21 protein-coding genes, 1 tRNA gene and 2 pseudogenes are annotated in these 20346 nt (G+C 58.1%); 8 read left to right on the forward strand and 16 right to left on the reverse strand.

The genetic code is table 11. The features are described 5' to 3' along the window. The first annotated feature begins 52 nt into the window (after nucleotides 1–52). Nucleotides 53–1042, forward strand: a complete 990-nt coding sequence (locus tag FYJ31_RS08020) for an FKBP-type peptidyl-prolyl cis-trans isomerase (protein ID WP_154536440.1) — start codon at nucleotides 53–55, stop codon at nucleotides 1040–1042. Between the two features lie 142 nt (nucleotides 1043–1184). Here the strand turns inward: FYJ31_RS08020 and nucS are convergent, their stop codons facing one another. The 10 genes from nucS to FYJ31_RS08070 form a co-directional block, all read right to left on the reverse strand. Next, nucleotides 1185–1955 carry an endonuclease NucS gene (gene nucS, locus FYJ31_RS08025; protein WP_007051476.1) on the reverse strand — a complete coding sequence of 257 codons (771 nt, stop codon included), beginning with the start codon at nucleotides 1953–1955 and terminating at the stop codon, nucleotides 1185–1187. Nucleotides 1956–2042: 87 nt separating this feature from the next. After that, on the reverse strand, nucleotides 2043–2336 hold the full coding sequence (locus FYJ31_RS08030; RefSeq protein WP_012576745.1) for a F0F1 ATP synthase subunit epsilon: 294 nt from the start codon (nucleotides 2334–2336) through the stop codon (nucleotides 2043–2045). Then, nucleotides 2336–3808 (reverse strand): F0F1 ATP synthase subunit beta, encoded by a 1473-nt coding sequence (gene atpD / locus FYJ31_RS08035; RefSeq protein ID WP_012576744.1) that lies wholly within the window; start codon nucleotides 3806–3808, stop codon nucleotides 2336–2338. Before atpD ends, FYJ31_RS08030 begins: the two co-directional genes overlap by 1 nt. An 8-nt stretch (nucleotides 3809–3816) precedes the next feature. After that, nucleotides 3817–4740 (reverse strand): F0F1 ATP synthase subunit gamma, encoded by a 924-nt coding sequence (locus tag FYJ31_RS08040; RefSeq protein WP_136500938.1) that lies wholly within the window; start codon nucleotides 4738–4740, stop codon nucleotides 3817–3819. A 3-nt stretch (nucleotides 4741–4743) separates the two neighbouring features. Further along, nucleotides 4744–6375 (reverse strand): F0F1 ATP synthase subunit alpha, encoded by a 1632-nt coding sequence (atpA, locus tag FYJ31_RS08045; protein WP_065472716.1) that lies wholly within the window; start codon nucleotides 6373–6375, stop codon nucleotides 4744–4746. Nucleotides 6376–6450: 75 nt separating this feature from the next. Next, the gene (locus tag FYJ31_RS08050) at nucleotides 6451–7287 is read right to left on the reverse strand and encodes a F0F1 ATP synthase subunit delta (RefSeq protein ID WP_032744575.1); all 837 of its coding nucleotides are present in this window, start codon (nucleotides 7285–7287) and stop codon (nucleotides 6451–6453) included. 34 nt (nucleotides 7288–7321) lie between these two features. Continuing rightward, nucleotides 7322–7840 carry a F0F1 ATP synthase subunit B gene (locus tag FYJ31_RS08055; protein ID WP_195839479.1) on the reverse strand — a complete coding sequence of 173 codons (519 nt, stop codon included), beginning with the start codon at nucleotides 7838–7840 and terminating at the stop codon, nucleotides 7322–7324. Between the two features lie 46 nt (nucleotides 7841–7886). Further along, complete coding sequence (gene atpE, locus FYJ31_RS08060) at nucleotides 7887–8117, reverse strand: ATP synthase F0 subunit C (RefSeq protein WP_012576739.1); 231 nt, start codon at nucleotides 8115–8117, stop codon at nucleotides 7887–7889. A gap of 103 nt (nucleotides 8118–8220) precedes the next feature. Beyond that, nucleotides 8221–9033 (reverse strand): F0F1 ATP synthase subunit A, encoded by an 813-nt coding sequence (gene atpB, locus FYJ31_RS08065; protein ID WP_012576738.1) that lies wholly within the window; start codon nucleotides 9031–9033, stop codon nucleotides 8221–8223. 292 nt (nucleotides 9034–9325) lie between these two features. Continuing rightward, complete coding sequence (locus FYJ31_RS08070; RefSeq protein ID WP_065472719.1) at nucleotides 9326–10360, reverse strand: homoserine O-succinyltransferase; 1035 nt, start codon at nucleotides 10358–10360, stop codon at nucleotides 9326–9328. A 358-nt stretch (nucleotides 10361–10718) separates the two neighbouring features. On the opposite strand from FYJ31_RS08070, the gene FYJ31_RS08075 reads away from it, so the two are divergent. Both FYJ31_RS08075 and brnA read left to right on the forward strand, forming a co-directional pair. Further along, complete coding sequence (locus FYJ31_RS08075; RefSeq protein WP_060620517.1) at nucleotides 10719–11000, forward strand: BrnT family toxin; 282 nt, start codon at nucleotides 10719–10721, stop codon at nucleotides 10998–11000. Further along, nucleotides 10978–11262 carry a type II toxin-antitoxin system BrnA family antitoxin gene (gene brnA / locus FYJ31_RS08080; RefSeq protein ID WP_012576735.1) on the forward strand — a complete coding sequence of 95 codons (285 nt, stop codon included), beginning with the start codon at nucleotides 10978–10980 and terminating at the stop codon, nucleotides 11260–11262. Before FYJ31_RS08075 ends, brnA begins: the two co-directional genes overlap by 23 nt. Nucleotides 11263–11388: 126 nt before the next feature. Here the strand turns inward: brnA and FYJ31_RS13055 are convergent, their stop codons facing one another. Then, entirely contained in the window at nucleotides 11389–11520 is a 132-nt protein-coding gene (locus FYJ31_RS13055; RefSeq protein ID WP_256755832.1) for a hypothetical protein, read from the reverse strand. Between the two features lie 80 nt (nucleotides 11521–11600). Here FYJ31_RS13055 and FYJ31_RS08085 point away from each other — a divergent pair. Then, nucleotides 11601–11674: transfer RNA gene (locus FYJ31_RS08085), tRNA-Met, on the forward strand. 191 nt (nucleotides 11675–11865) lie between these two features. Here FYJ31_RS08085 and FYJ31_RS08090 read toward each other — a convergent pair. After that, the gene (locus tag FYJ31_RS08090) at nucleotides 11866–13026 is read right to left on the reverse strand and encodes a hypothetical protein (RefSeq protein ID WP_229773967.1); all 1161 of its coding nucleotides are present in this window, start codon (nucleotides 13024–13026) and stop codon (nucleotides 11866–11868) included. A 113-nt stretch (nucleotides 13027–13139) separates the two neighbouring features. Here FYJ31_RS08090 and FYJ31_RS08095 point away from each other — a divergent pair. Next, nucleotides 13140–13262 (forward strand): annotated as a pseudogene (locus tag FYJ31_RS08095) (Maff2 family mobile element protein); the annotation flags it as partial. 139 nt (nucleotides 13263–13401) lie between these two features. Beyond that, entirely contained in the window at nucleotides 13402–13749 is a 348-nt protein-coding gene (locus FYJ31_RS08100; protein ID WP_144099613.1) for a VOC family protein, read from the forward strand. A gap of 563 nt (nucleotides 13750–14312) precedes the next feature. Here the strand turns inward: FYJ31_RS08100 and FYJ31_RS12850 are convergent. Continuing rightward, nucleotides 14313–14561, reverse strand: a complete 249-nt coding sequence (locus FYJ31_RS12850) for a hypothetical protein (RefSeq protein WP_229773971.1) — start codon at nucleotides 14559–14561, stop codon at nucleotides 14313–14315. On the opposite strand from FYJ31_RS12850, the gene FYJ31_RS12855 reads away from it, so the two are divergent. Continuing rightward, nucleotides 14536–14691, forward strand: a complete 156-nt coding sequence (locus tag FYJ31_RS12855) for a hypothetical protein (RefSeq protein WP_229773972.1) — start codon at nucleotides 14536–14538, stop codon at nucleotides 14689–14691. The genes FYJ31_RS12850 and FYJ31_RS12855 overlap by 26 nt on opposite strands. A 102-nt stretch (nucleotides 14692–14793) precedes the next feature. Here FYJ31_RS12855 and FYJ31_RS08115 read toward each other — a convergent pair whose 3' ends face one another. From FYJ31_RS08115 to FYJ31_RS08120, 3 genes and pseudogenes are all read right to left on the reverse strand, one after another. Next, entirely contained in the window at nucleotides 14794–15486 is a 693-nt protein-coding gene (locus FYJ31_RS08115; RefSeq protein ID WP_154536443.1) for an alpha/beta hydrolase, read from the reverse strand. A gap of 52 nt (nucleotides 15487–15538) precedes the next feature. After that, nucleotides 15539–15640: pseudogene (locus tag FYJ31_RS13210) on the reverse strand (transposase); the annotation flags it as partial. A gap of 113 nt (nucleotides 15641–15753) precedes the next feature. Beyond that, nucleotides 15754–17718: a cell surface protein gene (locus tag FYJ31_RS08120; RefSeq protein ID WP_144099629.1), complete on the reverse strand. Its 1965-nt coding sequence runs from the start codon at nucleotides 17716–17718 to the stop codon at nucleotides 15754–15756. 242 nt (nucleotides 17719–17960) lie between these two features. Between FYJ31_RS08120 and FYJ31_RS08125 the strand changes: the two genes are divergently transcribed. Next, nucleotides 17961–20201 (forward strand): alpha-1,4-glucan--maltose-1-phosphate maltosyltransferase, encoded by a 2241-nt coding sequence (locus FYJ31_RS08125; protein WP_154536444.1) that lies wholly within the window; start codon nucleotides 17961–17963, stop codon nucleotides 20199–20201. Nucleotides 20202–20346: the final 145 nt, after the last annotated feature.

The raw sequence follows: 20346 nt of genomic DNA on the forward strand, positions 1-20346 counted from the left end.
TTTATTACCTAGGAGCGCAGAAAATCAAGGTTTACCAGTAGGGTGGTGTGCCATGCGTAAGTCTGTTAAGTCTATGTTATCCCCCCTCGGCAAGGCCGTTGCTCTTGCCTGTTCACTGGCGATGTGCGTGTCGCTGGCTGCCTGCTCCAGTTCGAACTCGGACTCGAAATCCTCTTCTTCCGATTCCTCTTCATCTTCCGACTCTTCTGACAAGAAGGGCCAAATTGCCGGCGTGACCGCCAAGGGCAAGCTCGGCGAGAAGCCGACCATCTCCTTTAATACGCCGATGACCGTGTCCGACGGCTCCTATGTGGTGCTGCAAAAGGGCGATGGCGACGTGATCGAGGAGGGCGACCGCGTCTGTGCCCAAGGCATCGCGCTCAACGTTAAAGACGGCACCGAGCTCATGGACACCTGGACCAAGAACACGCCGGATTGCTCGCTGAAGGTGGATTCCAAGACCCTCTCCTCGACCTACTACAACCAGATCAAGGGCGCCAAGATCAACACCACGATCGGCTTTGGCGTCAACGCTCAGGATTCGTCCGGATACTCTTACATTCTGGCGATGACGTTTGTCTCCAAGTCCAAGGACCTGAAGAAGGCCACTGGCGAGGAAGTCAAGGATGTGCCGGCCAATCTGCCGAAGGTGACGCGAGCCAAGAATGGCAAGCCGTCCATTGACATGAACGGTCAGGGTTCGGTTGATTCGCTGATCTCGCAGACGCTGATCAAGGGTAACGGCGCCAAGCTGACCGACAAGAACACCGTGGTGGTCAAGTACACCGGTTGGCTTACGAATGGCAAGCAGTTCGATTCGTCCTGGGATCGCGATTCCACAATCGACGCCGATCTGTTCAGCGATTCCAGCGGCCAGCATCAGGTTATCGAGGGCTGGCAGAAGGGTCTGGTCGGCCAGACCGTCGGCTCTCAGGTTCTGCTGGTGATTCCGCCGGATCAGGCCTATGGAGATAAGGAGCAAGGTTCGATTCCCGCCAACTCCACGTTGGTCTTCGTAATCGATATTCTCGCCGCGTACTAAACAATCTCGATGGCTCTCCCCAAGAGGGGAGCTGGCAGCGAAACTGACTGAGGGGAGGCCTCACGGAATATACCGTGAGGCCTCCCCTCAGTCTCTCTATGTACGTTCGAAAACTCCCCTTCAAGAGGGAAGCCAAGAACAATCAGAACAGCCTGAGACTGTCGTCCTCGGTGCCTTTCATATCGTCGTAATCGAGAATGAGGCAGGTGAATCCGCGGTCCTTGGCCAAGACCTGGGCTTGCGGCGTGATGGTTTGTGCGGCGAAGATGCCGTGCACCGGGGCCAGCAGCGGATCACGATTGAGCAGTTCGCAGTAGCGAGTCAGCTGCTCGACGCCATCAATGCCGCCGTGACGTTTGATTTCCACAGCCACATGCTCGCCTTCGGCATTCACGGCCATAATATCCACTGGGCCAATGGCGGTCGGGTATTCGCGACGCACCAGCTTGGCTCCCTTGCCGATACGCTCGATCTGCTCGGCCAGATAGCGCTGCAGATGGTCTTCCACGCCATCCTTGATGAGACCAGGATCTTCGCCCAGATCATAGGTTTGGTCGGAATAGATGTGTTGCAGCGTCACTTCAAGAATGTCCGAGCCCTTGTCGGCGCTGACACGTAACACCTTTTCCGGCTCACCAGCGGCGACACTTTCCGGGGAATGCGTCGCGGAATCACCATCCACAGCCCCACCAGCAACACTTTCCCGGGAATGTTGCGCAGATTTGGCGGCGGGGTCGATCTCACGAATCGTGCAGGGCGCGGTCATCCAGTTCAGCGGCTTGTAGGAGCCCAATTCGGAGAAAATCAACAGGCTGGAATCGGCCTTGATCAGCAATACACGTTTGGCCAGGGGCAGTGAGGCGTTGAGGCGGCCCGAATACTCGGCCGAACAGTCGGCAACAATAACTCGCATAGGCCACCACTGTAGCGCAACACATGGCATACATAGCAAAAGGGGCTCTCTGGAAAACCAGAGAGCCCCTTAAGGAGTTGGTTCAGATCACTCGGCGATGCCGGAGTACTGGACGTCGTGGCCGCGCTCGACCGCCACGGTGAGTTTGTTCGAGTCGAAGGAAATGAATCCGTCGGTCACCTCGAACATGTGACGATCGCCATCGGGCTCAACCACGGTGAGCGTACCCTGCTTGATCACTGTGAGCACAGGCTCATGGTCGGGCAGGATGCCCATGCCGCCCTCAGAGGCGGGAATGGTCACACTCGTCGCCTCGCCGTGCCACACAGGGTGGTCGGCGGCGACGATGTTGACCTTCATCGTGGTTTTTTCCGCAGCCATCACGCACCCAGTTCCTTCTGCATGTTGTGCCACTTCTCTTCGAGGTCGTCGATGCCGCCGATGCCGGAGAACGCCTGCTCCGGGACGTCGTCGTACACGCCGTCGCAGATGCGGGTGAAGGCTTCGATGGTCTCGTCGGCCGGCACGTAGGAGCCGGGGCGACCGGTGAACTTCTCGGCCACGTAGAAGTTCTGGCCGAGGAACTGCTCGATCTTGCGGGCACGGTTCACAGTGGTCTTGTCTTCCTCGCTGAGCTCGTCGATACCGATCAGGGCGATGATGTCCTGCAGTTCCTTATTGCGCTGCAGAATCGCCTTGACGCGGTTGGCGCAGTCGTAGTGGGCCTGGCCCACGTAACGCGGATCGAGGATTCGCGAAGTGGAGCTCAGCGGATCCACGGCCGGGTAGATGCCCTTGGAGGCGATGTCACGGGAAAGCTCGGTGGTCGCATCCAGGTGGGCGAAGGTCGTGGCCGGGGCCGGGTCGGTGTAATCATCGGCCGGCACGTAAATGGCCTGCAACGAGGTGATCGAGTGACCACGGGTCGAGGTGATGCGCTCCTGAAGGGAACCCATCTCATCGGCCAGGTTCGGCTGGTAACCCACGGCGGAAGGCATACGACCCAGCAGGGTGGACACCTCGGAACCGGCCTGGGTGAAGCGGAAGATGTTGTCGATGAACAGCAGCACGTCCTGGTTCTGCACGTCACGGAAGTACTCTGCCATGGTCAGTGCGGTCAGCGGGACACGCAGACGGGTACCCGGCTGCTCATCCATCTGGCCAAAGACCAGTGCGGTCTTCTCAAGCACGCCGGCCTCGGCCATTTCGCCGATCAGATCGTTACCCTCACGGGTACGCTCGCCGACGCCAGCGAACACGGACACACCACCGTGGTTCTGGGCCACGCGCTGAATCATTTCCTGAATCAGCACGGTCTTGCCCACACCTGCACCACCGAACAGACCGATCTTGCCGCCCTGCACGTACGGGGTCAGCAGGTCGATGACCTTGATGCCCGTTTCGAACATCTGGGTCTTGGACTCCAGCTGATCGAAGGCCGGCGGGTTGCGGTGGATTGGCCAACGCTCGGAGACGGTGATGGTCTCATCCGGCTTCTTGTTGAGGATGTTACCGGACACATCGAAGACGTGGCCCTTGGTCACGTCGCCGACAGGCACGGAGATCGGGACGCCGGTGTCGGAGACGGAGGCACCACGGACCAGGCCGTCGGTGGGCTTCAGAGCGACGCAACGGACCGTGGAATCACCGAGGTGCTGTTCGACCTCGAGGGTGATCTCGGTCTCCTTCGCCTCGCCTTCTTCCTTGGCGCCGGTGTTGACGATCGTTACTTTCAGGGCGTTGTAGATGTCGGGCAGATGACCCACCGGGAATTCAACGTCGATAACCGAGCCCTGGACGCGGGTGACGCGACCGTTGGTAGGCTCGGCCGCAGTGGTCTGGTTGTCAGCCATATGCGTTCCTACTCTTCCTTCTTGGTCAGCGCGTCGGCGCTGCCGATGATTTCGGTAAGTTCCTGGGTGATCGAGGCCTGACGGGAAGCGTTGAGCTTGCGGGTAAGGTCATCGATCAGGTTTCGCGCGTTGTCGGTCGCCGTATGCATGGCGTTCTGGCGGCTTGCGGTTTCCGACGCGGCTGCGGTCAGCAGGCACTCGTGGATTCGGGACTGGATGTACTTCGGCAGAATCGCGTTCAACACCTTTTCGAGACTGGGCTCGAACGTGTACAGCGGGGCGATGTCCGCAGTGGACGGGGCCGCTTCATCGGGCGACGGCACCTTGGTCTCGTTCTGCACGATCTCGACCGGCAGCATGCGCAGCACGCGCACCTTCTGCACCACCATGTTGATGAACTCGGTGTAGACGATGTAGAGTTCGGAAACTCCACCCTTCTCGGCCGGTTTCATGTAGGCGTCCATCAGGGTGTCGGAGATCGTTTCAGCGATTTCCACGCCGGGCTGGTCGGTGTTTCCTTCCCACGTCGCCGCGATGTCACGATTGCGGTACTTGTAGTACGTCGAACCGCGACGCCCGTACACGAACAGCTCCGGCTGCTTGCCTGCCGCATCAAGGCGGGACAGCAGCGACTCCGTTTCACGGATAATCGAAGAGGTGTACGGGCCGGCCATGCCACGATCCGAGGTGAGGGCGAGAACGGCCACACGCGGGTTGTTCTCGTCCTTCACCGCAATCGGATGCGTGATATGGGTGTGGGCCACCAACGCTTGCACGGCATCGAAAATCGCATCGGAGTACGGCTTCGCATTCAGGGCCACATCACGGGCCTTGGCGATATGCGAAGACGCGATCATCTCCTGAGCGTTGAAGATCTTCGCCAACGACTCGGTGGAGTGGATGCGTGATTTCAATGCGAGTTGCGAGCCCATGGCTTACTTTTCTCCCGCCACGATCTTTTCCTGATCGACCGGCGCGGCCTTGACGCTTTCGACCTTCTTCTCTTCCAACGGCTTGCCGCTGCCGGAGACGAACGTCGAGCGGAACTCATCCACGGCCTTATCGAGGGCAGCCTCGGTGTCGGCGGTGAATTCCTCGGTCTCGCGAATGGTCTTGAGGATATCGGTGTTGTGGTCGATGTAGTCCAGCAGTCCCTGCTCGAACGGAAGGACGTCCTTCAGGTCGAGGTCGTCGAGCTTGCCGTGGGTACCGGTCCATACGGACACGACTTCCTGTTCCGGCGAGTACGGGTGGAACTGCGGCTGCTTCAACAGCTCGGTCAAGTGGGCACCACGGGTCAGCTGGGCCTTGGATGCCGCATCCAGATCGGAGGCGAACATGGCGAAGGATTCCAGCGAACGGTACTGTGCCAGGGAGATCTTCAGCGTACCGGAGACCTTCTTCAGAGCCTTGGTCTGTGCGGCGCCACCGACTCGGGAGACGGAGATACCGACGTCCACGGCGGGGCGCTGGTTGGCGTTGAACAGATCGGACTGCAGGAAGATCTGGCCGTCGGTGATGGAGATCACGTTGGTCGGGATGTAGGCGGACACATCGTTCGCCTTGGTCTCAACGATCGGCAGACCCGTCATCGAACCGCCGCCGAGATCATCGGAGACCTTGGCGCAACGTTCGAGCAGGCGGGAGTGCAGGTAGAACACATCACCCGGGTAGGCTTCACGCCCCGGCGGGCGGCGCAGCAGCAGGGAAATCGAACGATAGGCCTCTGCCTGCTTGGACAAGTCATCGAAGACGATGAGCACATGCTTGCCGTTGTACATCCAGTGCTGGCCGATGGCCGAGCCGGTGTACGGGGCGATGTACTTGAAGCCAGCGGAATCGGCTGCCGGGGAGGCCACGATGGTGGTGTACTCCATGGCGCCGGCGTCTTCCAGGCTCTGCTTCACCGAGGCGATGGTGGAGCCCTTCTGGCCGATGGCCACGTAGATGCAGCGGACCTGCTTCTTCGGGTCGCCGGATTCCCAGTTGGCCTTCTGGTTGATGATGGTATCGATCGCAATGGCGGTCTTACCGGTCTGGCGGTCGCCGATGATGAGCTGGCGCTGGCCGCGGCCGATCGGGGTCATCGCGTCGATGGCCTTGAGGCCGGTGGAGAGCGGCTCGTCGACCGGGTGACGGTGCATCACGTCGGGGGCCTGGGCTTCGAGGATACGACGACCCTCAATGCCCTGGATCTCGCCGAGGCCGTCGATCGGCTTGCCCAGCGGGTCCACGACGCGACCGAGGTAGCCGTCGCCGACGGGCACGGAGAGCACTTCGCCAGTGCGGCGCACTTCCTGGCCTTCCTCGATTCCAGCGAAATCGCCGAGGATCACCACGCCGATCTCACGGGCGTCAAGGTTGAACGCCAGGCCGAGCGTGCCGTCTTCGAACGTCAGCAGCTCATTGGCCATGCAACCAGGCAATCCCGTCACGTGCGCAATGCCGTCACCGGCCGTGGCGACATATCCCACCTCTTGGGTGGGGGTGTCGCTCGGCTTGTACGACGACACGAAGTCGTCGAGGGCCTTGCGAATCGAGGCGGGATCGATGGTCAGTTCTGCCATGATCACTCCTTCTATTGGTTATTGTTCAGTCAAGTCTTTGCTTGTGTGTGGTGTTGGACGGATTGGCTCGGCCGGTCAGGCCGGAGTCGCCTCCGTCTGCACCTTGCGATGAAGGTTCTGCAGCTGTGCGACCACGGTGTTGTCCGTGACTTCGTCGCCCACCTGAATGCGCATACCACCCAGCACGGTCGGATCGACCACCGAGTTGATGTGCACCTGGCGGCCCACCTTGGCGGAGTAGACCTCGACCAGTCGCTTGATCTGTTCCGGCTTCAACGGGGTGGCGGTGGTCACGGTGACCATCGATTCGCCCATATGGCGGGAGAGCTTGTTGATCAGCCACTGGATGGTTTCCAGGTATCGGCGGCGGCGCAGGTTGCAGGTGGCGTGCTCGGCGAGCCTCATGGTGACCTTGTTCAGGGTCTTGCCGGAGAACACCTCGTGGAACAGCTTCACACGGGCTTCGCTGGTGGCCTGGTAGTCGTACAGCTTGGCGCGCACGACCGGCAGGTTCAGCAACGCGGAATGCAGTTCGGACAGCTCGACGGAGACCTGCAGCGTGGCACCGGTGGCGTCCGCGTAGTACATCATGGCGTCCACGCCGAAATCCTCCACCGCGTTGGCGATGTCCCGCGCACGGCTCCAGTGACGGGAGACCAAATCGGTCATGATCTCCATGGTCATCGGATGCACGTTGTCGCCGAGCAGTTCCGTCAGCACGGCCACCTTGTCGGCAACCGGGCGGGACGGGTCGGTCAACGCGCGTTCGAGCTGGATGCTGTCGTCGAGCACCTTGGTGATCGTGAACAGTTCGTTGCCGATCCGCCACGCGTCCTCACGGGTGTCGCGCAGTTTCGGGGCCAGCGAATCACGCGACTCGCGGTCTGCAATACGTGATGCCTCTCCTCGCATGGTCACCTCCCTTTCTGGTTACGGATGGTCACGGTCACTTCTTGACGGCCAGATCGTCGATCATCGAATCGATCATCGAGGACTGCACGTCGTTGTCTTCCAGCTTGGCGCCAAGGATCTTGCCGGCCAGAGCGGTGGCAAGCGCACCGACCTCGCCCTTGAGCGAGACGATGGCCTGCTGGTGCTGGGATTCGATCGAGCGCTGTGCAGATGCGGCGATCTGGGCCGCATCGGACTCGGCGCGCGAACGGGCGTCGGCGATGATGTGAGACGCTTCGGCACGGGCGTCGTCGCGGATCTTGGCGGCGTCCACACGGGCGGTGCTCAGCTGGGCCTCATACTTGGCCTTGGCCTCGTCGGCGTCCTTCTTAGCCTGCTCCGCCTTGGCGATGTTGCCTTGAATCTTGGCGGCACGCTCGTCGAAGATCGCATTGAACTTCGGCATGAAGAACTTGTAGAAGAACACCGCAACGATGACAAGAATGATCAGCGACCATACGATGTCATAGGTCTCGGGAATGAACAGATCAATCCCGCTTGCTGCTTGTGCCATCAAGCCCTCCTTTCAGTGATGGACATAATCGGTTTTCGTCTGTTGATCAGCGGATGATCAGGGCGGCGACGAAGCCGATCAGTGCCAGCACCTCGACCAGAGCCAGGCCGATGAACATGATGGTCTGGATCTTGCCGGACATCTCAGGCTGACGAGCGGTGGATTCCATGGCCTTGCCGAAGAGGATGCCCAGACCAATGCCAGGGCCAAGAGTACCGATACCGTAACCGATGACGGACAGGTTGCCGGCGACCTCTGCGAGGGTGATGATATCCATTGTGTTTCCTTTCTAACGTACTTGGCGACGTTATAAATCTTGGGGTTTGGTCGGTCTGCGATTTTCCCAGACCGGGGACCGGAAGCGGCGGGTTAGTCGCCCGTCACTCTTCCGGGAAGCTCAGGTTGATGTACACGGTGGAAAGAATCGCGAAGACGTAGGCTTGCAGGAAGGCGACGAACGCCTCGAAGCAGGTCATGGCGAAACCACCGGCGAACCACAGCGCACCCACCGGGATGCCCTGCAGCTTGTTGGCCGCGTCAACCATCCAGAACTGTGCGAACGCCAGGCAGGTGGCGACCATAAGGTGGCCGGAAACCATGTTGGCGAACAGACGGATGGTCAGAGAGGCCGGGCGGATGATCAACAACTCAAGCAGGTTGATCGGAGCCAGCAGGATGTAGACCGGCCACGGCACACCGGGGGTGAACAGCTCGTGGCGCAGATAGTGGCCGAGGCCCTGCGAGCGGATGGCGGCGATCCAGTACTGGATCAGTGTCCAGACGGCGAACACGAGCGGCATGACCACCGTGGCGTTGGCCGCCATGTTCATGCCGGGGATGATGCCGCACAGGTTGAACACAAAGATCGTGAAGAACAGGGTGGTGATCATCGGCACGTAACGTTTGCCGCGGGTCTCGCCCATCACGTCATACACGACCTTGTCGCGCACGAAGTCGAGACCGTACTCGACTACGCCCTGCCAACGGCCGGGGATGAGCTTGGCGCGTTTCGCAGTCACGCCGAGCACCACCAGCAGCACGATGGTTGCCACGATACGAATCAGAATAATGCGGTTGATGGCAAACGGAGTTCCCTGGAACAGAATCTCCGGGGGAAGGAAGTCATCAACCGAGGGCAGATGAGCGCCTGCCTCGTCAGCCAACAGCAATCCTGCGCTGAGCGAACCGACCATATCACGCCTCCTGCTTCTTCAATGTCAGGTGTCAGTTTAAACCCACCGGGCAGGCAAATGTGACGTGCTCGTTACTTTCGTCTCCTCGGTGTGGAGTCTGCCGGGCGCGGACACGGAGTCTGCGCTGGGCATTCGGCTCCGAATGACTGAAGAGTGATTATTTGCCTGCGTCTAGACAATGTCAATACTACACCGGCGCGTCTTCTGGAATCGGCGGCGGCGCAAGGTTTTTCGGATGTTGCGCAAGCATTGTGCGCTATTAGTCACAATACGAGGATGTGCGGCATTTGCGCTACCCTCTGATCACTCCGAATCCGTCGTGGGCGAACGGCTCGAAATCATCCTGGCGCGGCCCGCCCGGCTCATGCCGAATCGAACGATCAGTACCGAGCTTCTTCTCAGCCCTGAGCTGCGGCACCTCGGTCAGGTCATACGGCGTGGTCTGGTACACCCAGTTGAGCCAGTTGCGCCACAGCAGATTGGCGTGGGCGCGCCAGGCGAACAACGGTTCCAGCTTCGAATCGTCATGCGGGAAGTAGTTCTTCGGGAAGGGCACGTTGGTCATGCCCTTGGCCATATCGCGCTCGTATTCCTCGGCGAGCGTGTACTTGCCGTACTCCCAATGGCCGAGCGCGAACACTTCGGAGAAGTCACGTGTGGCGATCAGGCCCGGGCCGGACTGTGGCCCCCAAGTCAAGATCTGAAGGTCATGGTTGGCACGTACCTCGTTTTCGTTCACGCCGGCGAGGCGGGAGTGCGGCTGCAGATCAATCTCGTCGAAACCATTGGTCAGGAAGCAGTATTCGTCCTGCAGGTACTGCGGGAATACGCCGAAAATCTTCTCGGGGTAATCCACCTTGTGGATGCCGTAGCGGTAGTACAGTGCGCCCATCGCACCCCAGCACAGGTACATGGTGGAGAACACATGGGTGGAGGCCCAGTCGAGAATCGTCTTGAACTCGTCCCAGTAATCCACATCCTCGAATGGCATGTGTTCCACGGGAGCGCCGGTGACCACGAAACCGTCATAGTAGTTGTCCTTGAGCGCGTCGAGGTTCTCATAGAACTTGACGAGGTGGTCGGCGGAAACATGCGTGGCCTCATGCGTGGAGGTCTTCATGAAGTCGATCTCGACCTGCAGCGGCGATTTGGAGATCAGTCTCAGCAGCTGCGTTTCAGTCTCGATTTTCTTAGGCATCAAGTTCAGGATCACCAGTTTGAGCGGGCGGACGCGCTGACGCTCCGCCTCGGGCTTCTCCAGAGCGAAGATGCGCTCCGAATCGAGGATATCTCTGGCCGGCAGGCCGCTGGGGATCTTGATAGGCATGCTCCCATTATGTCAACATTCGGGATAACGGTTCAAGGCATCCGTCCGGCTGGCGGTTCACGGGACACCGGCGCGACACGGGGTGGAGCAGCTCGGTAGCTCGCTGGGCTCATGACCCAGAGGTTTTCACCTCGTCAATTCCATACTTTGCATAGCCCCTGACCATCCGGTCGGGGGCTCTTTCGCAACACAATCAGCACGAGGCGCTGCCAGTTGACGTCCCTCAGTCGCATCCGCACCCATGCCCGATTCAAGGCCCGGGAAGACGGTGTCAGCGAGCATACTCACCTCATGAACACCACAGGTATTGCAATGGTATTCGTTAAGTGTATGATAGGTATTCAGTAGGAGGTAGGACGTGGAATTCGAGTATGACCCGGCCAAAAGCGCGAAGAACCTCGCCAAGCACGGCATCGACTTCGAGCAAGCCCAACGCATGTGGGACGACGTCGTGCTTGAATTCGACGCCGACCCGCGCAGCGACGACGCCCGCTACCTTGAGCTCGGCGTCATCGACGGCAAGCACTGGACGGCCATCGTCACCTACCGGGGAGAACACAAGGACATCGTCCGCATCATCTCAGTGCGGCACTCACGCGACTACGAGGAGGACACCTATGAGCAGCACAAGGACGATTGAGGAAGTCAAGGCCTCGGACATCGACGAGGCCTTCGAACGCGGCGACGACATGCGCCGGTACTTCGACATGACGAAGCCCCGCGTCATCCGCCCCGCGAAGACCAAGACCCGCAAGGTCAACCTCACCCTGCCCGACTGGATGGTCGAAAGCCTCGACGCCGAAGCGGACGAGCTGGCGGTCAGCCGCAACGCCGTGGTCAACACATGGCTCGCCGAGAAGATCGCCGAACGCAGGAAGGAACAACGGCTTCTGACAGTCTGAAACGACGAAACCCCCGCCCAAGTCGCGGCATCCACGCCATGCGCATGGTCCGCGATCTTGGGCGGGGGTTGTTTGTCCGGGGCGCGAAATATTCCACCGAATCCACCGGGCGAAATATTTCGCATATCAGGCCGTGAGCTTGGCCTTGGCCGTGGACGCGCCGATGAACGCGCCGACCAACAGGCCAAGCGCGTTGAGCACGGTCACCGTCAGGTCAGTGCCCGGCCAGCCGGCCGCCTGAGCCGTGCCCCATCCCATGGCCGACACGCCCGAGAATCTTGACACTCCTGATTAGTCGGGTATTGTTGAGCGAGCTGTCCAAATACAGGACGTGCCGACGCGGGGTGGAGCAGCTCGGTAGCTCGCTGGGCTCATAACCCAGAGGTCCATGGTTCAAATCCATGCCCCGCTACGAATCGTACAAGAGGCCGCCAGCCAACAAGGCTGGCGGCCTCCTGCGTTCCATGGTGCAAAGGAATCAAGGGAACTCCCGCACCCTTGCAGCCACATTCAATGTCTCTGAACCCTTGTGAGACAAGGGCTCAGAGACAATCGGACACCCGTATTGGCCGTTAGTCCGTGGTGAGATTTCGAGTCAGTGCGTCATTTCAGCGACAACTCGATGATCTCGTACCCGTCGATCTTGGGAATGTTCAACTCGACATACCCGTCGGCCACGGTGTAGTCCCGTTCGGAAATCACCTCGCCCTGACGGACCGCGCGGACCGACTCGATCTCGGCGTCGCCCGCGTACACGCGCACGCGCTGGTCGAACAGCGGAACCTTCTCGTCGATCGTGTACAGGTTGGCGGCCGACTTCTTGCAGGGGTAGTACAGGCAATGCAGCATCAACGAATTGCGCGAACCCGAACGGCGCAGCTGCACCTCCAGCCCGCTGACCGTATGCCCGTCATCCTTGCGCACCAGCTGCCTCGGCATCAGCAGATCGAGGACGTCGGCGAATATCGCCTTGACCCACGACGGGGCGAAATCCTTGTAGATGCGGAACAACGGGTGGGAGAAATAAACGACGTCGCCGTACCGCGTGAAGTCCATGTCCGGATCGATGATGTCGAACTGGCATCCCAGTTCCGTGAGCATCCGGTTGGCGCCGATCAACGAATCGGACAGCGCGCTGTCCATGTTCCATTCGCGTTCCGGCGTCATGACCGCTATGTCCGCCATCGTGTCGGTGTTCAGCGTGTACGGTTCGAGGGCCTCCACCTGGGAGTAGACCCGTCCGATCAGATCATAGGTGGCGTCGGATAGTCTGCCTCTTGGATGGAGCTGGTCCCCGATGGAGCAGCCGGCGCCCATCGTCAGCATCTGGAAGCACTCGTATTCCATCGCGTCCTCGTTCTTCAACGAATGGAAATCACCCCAATACGTATGATTGTTTCCTATTAGGAACGCTGTAAGTACAAGGCTTTTCGGAGTGTCTAGTTCGAGTGGATGGTTGACGCATGTCCTGGGCATGGCTGACAGGTGTTTCGGGGCATGGTTGACAACGATGGGGTTGGCGGCCGTTGCGGCGTCATGGATGCACGGCGGCGGTCCGGCACGGCCGGCGACAATCAGACCACGTCCTGAGCGCAACGCGGCGAGCACCCGCGCGACAAGGCCATCGCCGCCGACCCGGAGACCGGCGAGATCCTCGCCGGCCAGACGCTCGACGCCACCCGCGAATACCGATACCGCAAACCGGCGAACGATGTCAACGATGCCCCACGACAGATGTAAAGCATGCCTCAGGAGACCCGTCAACTATGCCCAAGACATCACACCCGAAGTATGTAACCTGCCGCCAGAAATGGCGGCTTTTTTCATGGCCGGGAATATCCCGGAGAAAAGGAGGCTCTATGTAGTTTTTCACTTCCGCTATTGATACTTCGCAGGCTCTTGTTGTAGCCCTCGGCGCTGGACTTGGCGTGTGGGGCGTTGTCAATCTGCTGGAGGGCTATGGATCGGACAACCCAGATTCCAATGCTCATGTGCGGTAAAGTAACACACTAAAATCTGATAGGCAGCTATCCCTCTATTCCGAAAATATAAGGGAAAATTCATAGAGAAGTTAATATTTATGCGATAAAATAAAACCAGAAACCAAAAGACAAATCAGGATTCTGGGAGGAGAAAATATTGGACTGTCATATTAAGTCACTATATCTATGCGTTAAGAACATGGAGAGAGCAATCCGTTTTTATGAGAATTTCTTCGGAAAAGAAGTGACTATAAAAAACGAAATTTATAGTGTTTTTGATATAAACGGATTTCGTTTCGGTTTATTTGCTTTTGAAAAAATGAATGAGAATCACAGCTTTGGGAATAATTGCTTACCCAGTATCAATGTTGCAGATTTAGAAACTCTTAAAAATAAAATTAAAGATTTAGAACTATGTTTTCCGTTGACGCAAATAAACACTAATTGGGTAGTAGAGTTTATTGATTCAGAGGGGAATCATATTGAATTGACAGCCCCTGTTTGATAATTTCCAGTTTGTCGAACGGTTAGCAAAACCAGTCGAGCCAGTCAACGGTCAATATAAACGGCTCTGCGAGCCGCCGTTGACAGTCTCGCCTGTTTTCGCTTATGGGTAGTCAAGGGGCGACAGCAAAAAGTGCTGCCGCCTCTCTCTATCATACAAAAACTTTTAAACCAAGTACCACCCTTTTAGGAGGAAGGGGAGGGAATTTCCACGACCGATACAGAAGCATACCGGGAATATATCGAGTATACGTTCAACGCCTACTGTAAGATCGTCATACGCCATGCAGCGATTGACGCAGGACGGCAAAGGTGCAAAAGACGGGAAAAGAAATACCCCTTGAATATTTCATTGATGAAAAGCACTATCCTTTAAGCACAGATGATGAATACCCCGGAACCGGACACGGAATATCCCGTCACAATCTGCGGGCAGACAGTAACCTTTTGTAACGCTTCCCTTGTTGCTGCCATGTTCCGGTTGCCAGAGAAGAAACGGGAAATGATTTACCTGTATTTTTAAGAAGTACACACAGGAAGAAATCGGCAGACATTACGGACGATTCAGAACCACAGCAGGCTACCATATCCGGCGCACCCTGCGGCAGCTACAACGGGAAATGGAGGGAATTGCCTATGAGAAATGACAGGCTCCTCCCCTATGTTTACACTAGTTGGGTTTTTGGCCGCGTTTTTCAGGTAGATGACGATGAGGATGAGCCGGGGGTCGGCGCGGAAGGCCTCGTTGAGCCCGTCGTAGCGGGTGGCGGCCTTGCGGTGGTGCTTCATGCGGTTGAAGACGCGTTCGACCATGTTCCGCCCCGTGCGCGCCTCCCTGTCGCGATCCCATGGGGCCGCACGGTTCCCCTTGGGCGGCGCCCCCGAGGCCATGCCCGAGGACCGGCTCAAGGCCGCCGTGCAAGCCACCGCGCTGACCGCATGAACGGCAGAGACCATCGGCGAGCGTTGTCTTGATAGATGATGATAGCTCCATATTTACCTTAGACTGCATTAGATTGGTTTAGATTTATACAAAATAAGAGATTCAAATACTTCCCTCTATCCAATCAGTTACAATTTTTCTATCAGAATCACTCATAAATGAATGTTCACTTTCTTTTGATATGTATAATTGGCAATTAAATTTCATTGAAAAATGACGAACAATTTCTATTGATTGCAATATATCTTTGCTGCCATACATAATAGCTGTTGGTATATCCCAGTGTTGAACAGGATTCTCTTTTACATATTGGTAGTATTTCCATGATAAAGTTTCAATCGGTGTTTCGATTTTTTGTCTTTCCTTTAATTCATTCTCGCTTACATCAAACCATGAGAACATATTATGTATTAAATAATCCATATCTAGTATCGGCGAAAGAAAAAGACATTTTTCAATATTCCTGTTCTTATAAGCGTGCAGACTGAAATATGCGCCTATGCTGCAAGCATATAAATAAATTTTATCCCAGTTACGTTGAACATATTTCCAGATACATTCTAAGTCATGTATTCCATTCCATATATTACATTCAATATCTTCATTTTTTCTCTCACCATGAGATGGTAAATCAAAACTAATAGTTTGATAACCTTTTCTTTCAGCAATATTGGCGAAAAAAAGAGCTTCTTCTTTGTTCCCGTTTTTTCCATGAACATAAATATATATTTTTCCTGATTCTTTGCCCCAAACGACAGTTGGTATAGAATCAATCAAAATTAAATTTCTTTCCATATAGCACCTCCTTGGAAATAGTATCATTGCAAAGTAAGCACTACAATATAATGTTATTTATGGTGTCATCGAACACTTCGCGCCGGTATTTCACGACGAGTATGAGATGATAATGCATGAGGAACACCGAATGATGATTCGATGCGATTTTCACAGCAAACACCTCGCTTCCGATAGGTACGACTGAATGCCGGTATAGCATAAAAGGAAAGCCGATTCATCCCCCGCCCACGCTTCCGCTAAGAGGCGGGGGAATCCTCGGCAAAATCAGTTGAATCGGTCATAGCGACGACGCCACCGAACGACGATGGACAGTATGGCGCCTATCGCCAGGACCGACACGGCCAGAACCGAGGCAAGCGACACATCGCCACCCGTGACGGGCAGTGACGGGCGAGGGTTGGGCGTGATTGCCTCCGCCGGCGCCGGCGGCGTCTCGGGTTTCTCCGGTTCGCACGGTTTCTCCGGCTCGCATGGGGGAAGCACCCGCACACGCTCCCAGGCATCGTCATACCGGCTGGACGCCGGGGAAACACGGTCATCCCCCTCGAACCGCCAGACGAACACGTACCACCCATGCCGTTCGGCGGTCAGATGCATGGGAGCGCCATGCGCGTCCAACGCCCCGGCGCCGATTTTGAACGTGCCGTTCATCGCGGGAATCTCCCAGGTGGCCAGCAACCGGTGGTTGTCGTCTTCCGTGGGAACCTCTCCCCCGGACGGCTTGTACGCCTCATCGTTGGAGGGATTGTCGGGATCGCCGGACCACCATACGCTCACCGTCGCATACGGCTGATCCGCCGTGAAACCATAGGTTTCATCGCCCATGAACTGGCCGTGGTCCGCCGGGAACCCCGATACGGTGATGGTGTCGCTGAGTTCGGCGCCGACATCCGCCGAATGTTCGGTAACCGTCGACATGACTTCGACCTTCCCGCGCCCCACGTTGCTTTCCGAAGCCTCCATGAACGGGCTCACCCAGTCGCCGGTAAGGTATTCCTGCGCCCGTTTGCTTTGCTCGCTCCGCCGGAACACCCACACCCAGGTGCCAAAGCCGCCGGTCTTCGGAGTCAGATAGGCGGCGTCACCGTCCGGCTTGGTCATGGCCTGCACACGAACCCGTTGCCCCACACCGGTGAAGGACGCCTTGCCATAAGCACTCGGCTTATGACCCGAGGACGCCAACCGGGCGAGAAAAGCGTCCGCGCTCTCCCGTGCGTTCGGCGCGATGACCTTGCCCAGATCGTCCTTGCCGAGCCCGTCGAAATAGTATCCACGCGCCTGCAGCTTCAGACCGGGCACCCAATGACTGCCCTCGTCCCCCACGCCGCTGGTCACATCATCGAACACCGGCGAAGCCGCATCAAGCACCTTATCGGACACCTGCGTGGACACCGACGGAACGAAATCCTTGCGCACCTGGAACGTCGACGACGAACCGCCGACGGAAGCCATCGAATCGAAGGCCAGCATGTCCTGAGTGCTGTCCATGACGTGCATCCGCCCATACTCGTATGTGGTGTTCGCCGTCACCTCGCCGGCACCGGTCGCCTCCCACGCGATCGAGGATCCGGCGCTCGTCGACACCCCCGAGAACGTGTTGCCGCCTTGGACGAACCGCGCCGGCCCCTGCAAGGTGACGGTGAACGGCACTCCCGCGATCGCGTCACCGACGCGGTTCACCACTTTCACCAAGATGGAACCGCTGCGCAAAGCCTCGGCATCGGTGCGTTCCACCGTCGTGCCCGCAGGCGTCTTGCCGGCCGATTGATCCCATATCTGGGCCGCCTTCGCCACGATCTCGGGATACCGGCCTTGAATGACCGCCATCTGTCTCGCCCACTCGTCCCGATCGCGCCCGAAGTGATCCTGCACGATGATGCCGATCGCCGCATGGGTGGCGGCATCCGTGTCGCGGTACCGGTCAAGGATCCATGCCATACGCCGGGCGTTCTCATCGGAGGCAAGCACCGTGGTGGGGCCTATCACATAGTCGCTCAGTTTCCCCGCTTCGATGCAGTAGTATTTGTTGCCCGAAGCGTCCAGCCCCGCGACACCGACGTAATATTCCATATCGTTGTATGGAAACGTCACGTGATATCTTTCGTCGGCGGGCGTCAACGTCGCGGCATACGCCGTATTCGCCGAGCCGAACACCACTCCCACCATTATTATCAGACCGGTCAGCATCGCTACGATGGCCATGCCCCGTTGCCGCCATGTCGTTATCATCATTCGTCCTTTCCTGGTACGTTCCCCGCATACTGCACTGTGTGCGGGTAGGCCACGATCATGGCAGATTTTCATTCGCTACAGCCGGTTTTTCGGTCTATGTGGTCCGAGCTTGCCGTTTGCCGGCGAGTTGTGGATAACTCTTCCGCCGAGTTATCCACCTCATGCGGTTGACCGAACGTTTACCTGCAAGTTATCCACAATGTGCAACATATGTTCAAAAGCCTCTAGAATAGGGCCTTATGGCAGCAGTACAACATCGCGCGACCACGCGCACTAGTAATACCGATAACAACACCACGAAGACGAAGTCAAAGGCGACTTCTGCCCGAAAGAGCCCCGCAACCAAGCGCAAGAGAGTCAGCGCCGAAACGGCACGCGCCGCAGCAGCGCTGAAAGGCCTGGCTGTCGAAGCCCCCGCACCGTCCATCGAAGCAAACGAGCCCGGCCAGTTCGGCCGCATCAATGTCATGGACATCACTCCCGCCGAGGAGCGTGGCATCTTCCCCGCCCGTGTGGAACTCGGCGAACCGTTTGAGATGACCGCCCAAGTGTTCATCGAAGGTCGCACCAAGGTGGGTGCCACCGCCATCGTGCGCAACCCGCGCGGCAAGGAAACCATGCGCCAGGCCATGACCTGTATAAATCCCGGCCTCGATCGTTGGACCGTGATGGTCAAGTGCGGCGAGCACAGCGATCTGAAGCCTTGGGAGGATGGCTACGCGGCCGTCAAGCGTCAGCTCGGCGAATGGACCGTGACCATCGAAGGTTGGGAAGACACGTACGTTTCTTGGCTGCACGACACCCGTATCAAGGTGCGTGTGATGGACGACGTGGACAACGCACTCAATTCCGGTGCCGAGCTGCTGGCCCGTTGGGCCGCAACCCCGGACGCCGGCCTGACCGCACGCGATCGCAAGACCTTGGAGAAGGCTGCTGAGACCATGGCCGATCAGACGCTGAGCGCCGAGGATCGTCTCGCCGCCGGCGACAACCCGACCATCGCCGCCCTGCACGAGACTCACCCGCTGCGCGACGGTATCTCCCCCAGTCAGCCCCAGCGTTTCAAGGTGGAACGCCCGAAGTCCAGCTTCGCGGCTTGGTACCAGTTCTTCCCGCGTTCCGAAGGCGCCACCATCGATCCGAACACCGGCAAGATCATTCAGGGTACGCTGAAGACCTCGATGGCTGGTCTCGAACGCGCCGCTGCCGAGGGCTTCGACATCGTCTACTTGCCGCCGGTCTTCCCGATTGGCGTGACCAACCGCAAGGGCCGCAACAACACGCTGGTCGCCGAACCGGATGACCCCGGCTCACCGTTCGGCATCGGCTCCGAGCTGGGCGGCCACGACACCGTGGACCCGCTGCTCGGCACCATGGACGATTTCAAGGCCCTGTGCCAGCGTGCACATGAACTGGGTCTGGAAATCGCGCTTGATTTCGCCCTGCAGTGCTCGCCCGATCACCCGTGGGTCAAGGCTCATCCGAACTGGTTCCGGCACAAGCCGGACGGCTCCATCGCGTTCGCCGAAAACCCGCCGAAGAAATATCAGGATATATATCCGATCGACTTCAACGCCGACATGGCGGGCATCGAAAAGGAAGTCGAGCGCGTCATGGACCTGTGGATCAAGGCGGGCGTGACGATCTTCCGGGTCGATAATCCGCACACCAAGCCGGTGCGTTTCTGGCAGGACGTGATTGCCGCCGTGACCAAGAAGCACCCGGAGATCCTGTTCCTGGCCGAGGCATTCACCCGCCCAGGCATGATGCGCGCCCTGAGCTACGTGGGCTTCACCCAGTCCCACTGCTACTTCCCGTGGCGCAACACCAAGGACGAACTGGAAGAGTATCTGCCGGTCACCAATGGCGACGACGGCTACTACCAGCACAACACCTTCTGGCCCACCACGCCGGATATTCTCACCGCTTACATGCGAGACAACGGCGTAGCCGGCCACTGCGTGCGTGCGGTGCTGGCAGCCATGGGCTCGCCGTCCTGGGGTATCTACAACGGTTACGAACTCATCGAGAACAAGCAGCGCCCCGGCTTCGAAGAGCAGATCGACAACGAGAAGTACGAGGTCAAGGTTCGCGATTGGAGCAAGGCCAAGCAGTACGGCGTGGCCGAGATGCTCACCGCGCTCAACAAGATTCGTCGCGCCCACCCGGCCGCGTTGAGCTACCACAACCTCACCGTGCTGCCTACGTCCGACCCGAATATTCTGGCTTTCGCACGCCACACGCCGGCCGAACTGACCGGTACCGGCCAAGCGGACACGCTGATTGTGGTCGTGAACCTCGATGGACACAACGCACACCAGTCGATGATTCACCTGGAACTCGGCGAGCTAGGTCTGCCCACCGACCGCCCGCTCAACGTGCGCGACGAGCTGACCGGCCGCGAATTCCAGTGGGGTTGGGACAACTACGTGTCTCTGGCGCCTTGGGCGGATGTGGCTCACATCCTGTCCGTGCAGTGATGCGGTACTGCAACGGTAATGCAACAGTGATGCGGTTTACGCGCACGGGTATATCGTGCGCGTAAACCGCTAGAAATCCTCCCCTCAACGGGAGGATTTCGTCTGTTTAGACATAGTGTCGGCATAATCTCAGCACGGTTTCTTG

This window comes from Bifidobacterium sp. WCA-178-WT-4B (genome assembly GCF_009696495.1).
In the GTDB taxonomy this organism is placed as follows: domain Bacteria; phylum Actinomycetota; class Actinomycetes; order Actinomycetales; family Bifidobacteriaceae; genus Bifidobacterium; species Bifidobacterium infantis.

Bases quoted from the DNA above. Each gene is read 5' to 3' on its own strand.
- FYJ31_RS08020 (WP_154536440.1), top strand. From the start codon at position 53: ATGCGTAAGTCTGTTAAGTCTATGTTATCCCCCCTCGGCAAGGCCGTT.
- nucS (WP_007051476.1), bottom strand. From the start codon at position 1,955: ATGCGAGTTATTGTTGCCGACTGTTCGGCCGAGTATTCGGGCCGCCTC.
- FYJ31_RS08030 (WP_012576745.1), bottom strand. From the start codon at position 2,336: ATGGCTGCGGAAAAAACCACGATGAAGGTCAACATCGTCGCCGCCGAC.
- atpD (WP_012576744.1), bottom strand. From the start codon at position 3,808: ATGGCTGACAACCAGACCACTGCGGCCGAGCCTACCAACGGTCGCGTC.
- FYJ31_RS08040 (WP_136500938.1), bottom strand. From the start codon at position 4,740: ATGGGCTCGCAACTCGCATTGAAATCACGCATCCACTCCACCGAGTCG.
- atpA (WP_065472716.1), bottom strand. From the start codon at position 6,375: ATGGCAGAACTGACCATCGATCCCGCCTCGATTCGCAAGGCCCTCGAC.
- FYJ31_RS08050 (WP_032744575.1), bottom strand. From the start codon at position 7,287: ATGCGAGGAGAGGCATCACGTATTGCAGACCGCGAGTCGCGTGATTCG.
- FYJ31_RS08055 (WP_195839479.1), bottom strand. From the start codon at position 7,840: ATGGCACAAGCAGCAAGCGGGATTGATCTGTTCATTCCCGAGACCTAT.
- atpE (WP_012576739.1), bottom strand. From the start codon at position 8,117: ATGGATATCATCACCCTCGCAGAGGTCGCCGGCAACCTGTCCGTCATC.
- atpB (WP_012576738.1), bottom strand. From the start codon at position 9,033: ATGGTCGGTTCGCTCAGCGCAGGATTGCTGTTGGCTGACGAGGCAGGC.
- FYJ31_RS08070 (WP_065472719.1), bottom strand. From the start codon at position 10,360: ATGCCTATCAAGATCCCCAGCGGCCTGCCGGCCAGAGATATCCTCGAT.
- brnA (WP_012576735.1), top strand. From the start codon at position 10,978: ATGAGCAGCACAAGGACGATTGAGGAAGTCAAGGCCTCGGACATCGAC.
- FYJ31_RS13055 (WP_256755832.1), bottom strand. From the start codon at position 11,520: ATGGGATGGGGCACGGCTCAGGCGGCCGGCTGGCCGGGCACTGACCTG.
- FYJ31_RS12855 (WP_229773972.1), top strand. From the start codon at position 14,536: ATGCGGTTGAAGACGCGTTCGACCATGTTCCGCCCCGTGCGCGCCTCC.
- FYJ31_RS12850 (WP_229773971.1), bottom strand. From the start codon at position 14,561: ATGGTCGAACGCGTCTTCAACCGCATGAAGCACCACCGCAAGGCCGCC.
- FYJ31_RS08115 (WP_154536443.1), bottom strand. From the start codon at position 15,486: ATGGAAAGAAATTTAATTTTGATTGATTCTATACCAACTGTCGTTTGG.
- FYJ31_RS08120 (WP_144099629.1), bottom strand. From the start codon at position 17,718: ATGATAACGACATGGCGGCAACGGGGCATGGCCATCGTAGCGATGCTG.
- FYJ31_RS08125 (WP_154536444.1), top strand. From the start codon at position 17,961: ATGGCAGCAGTACAACATCGCGCGACCACGCGCACTAGTAATACCGAT.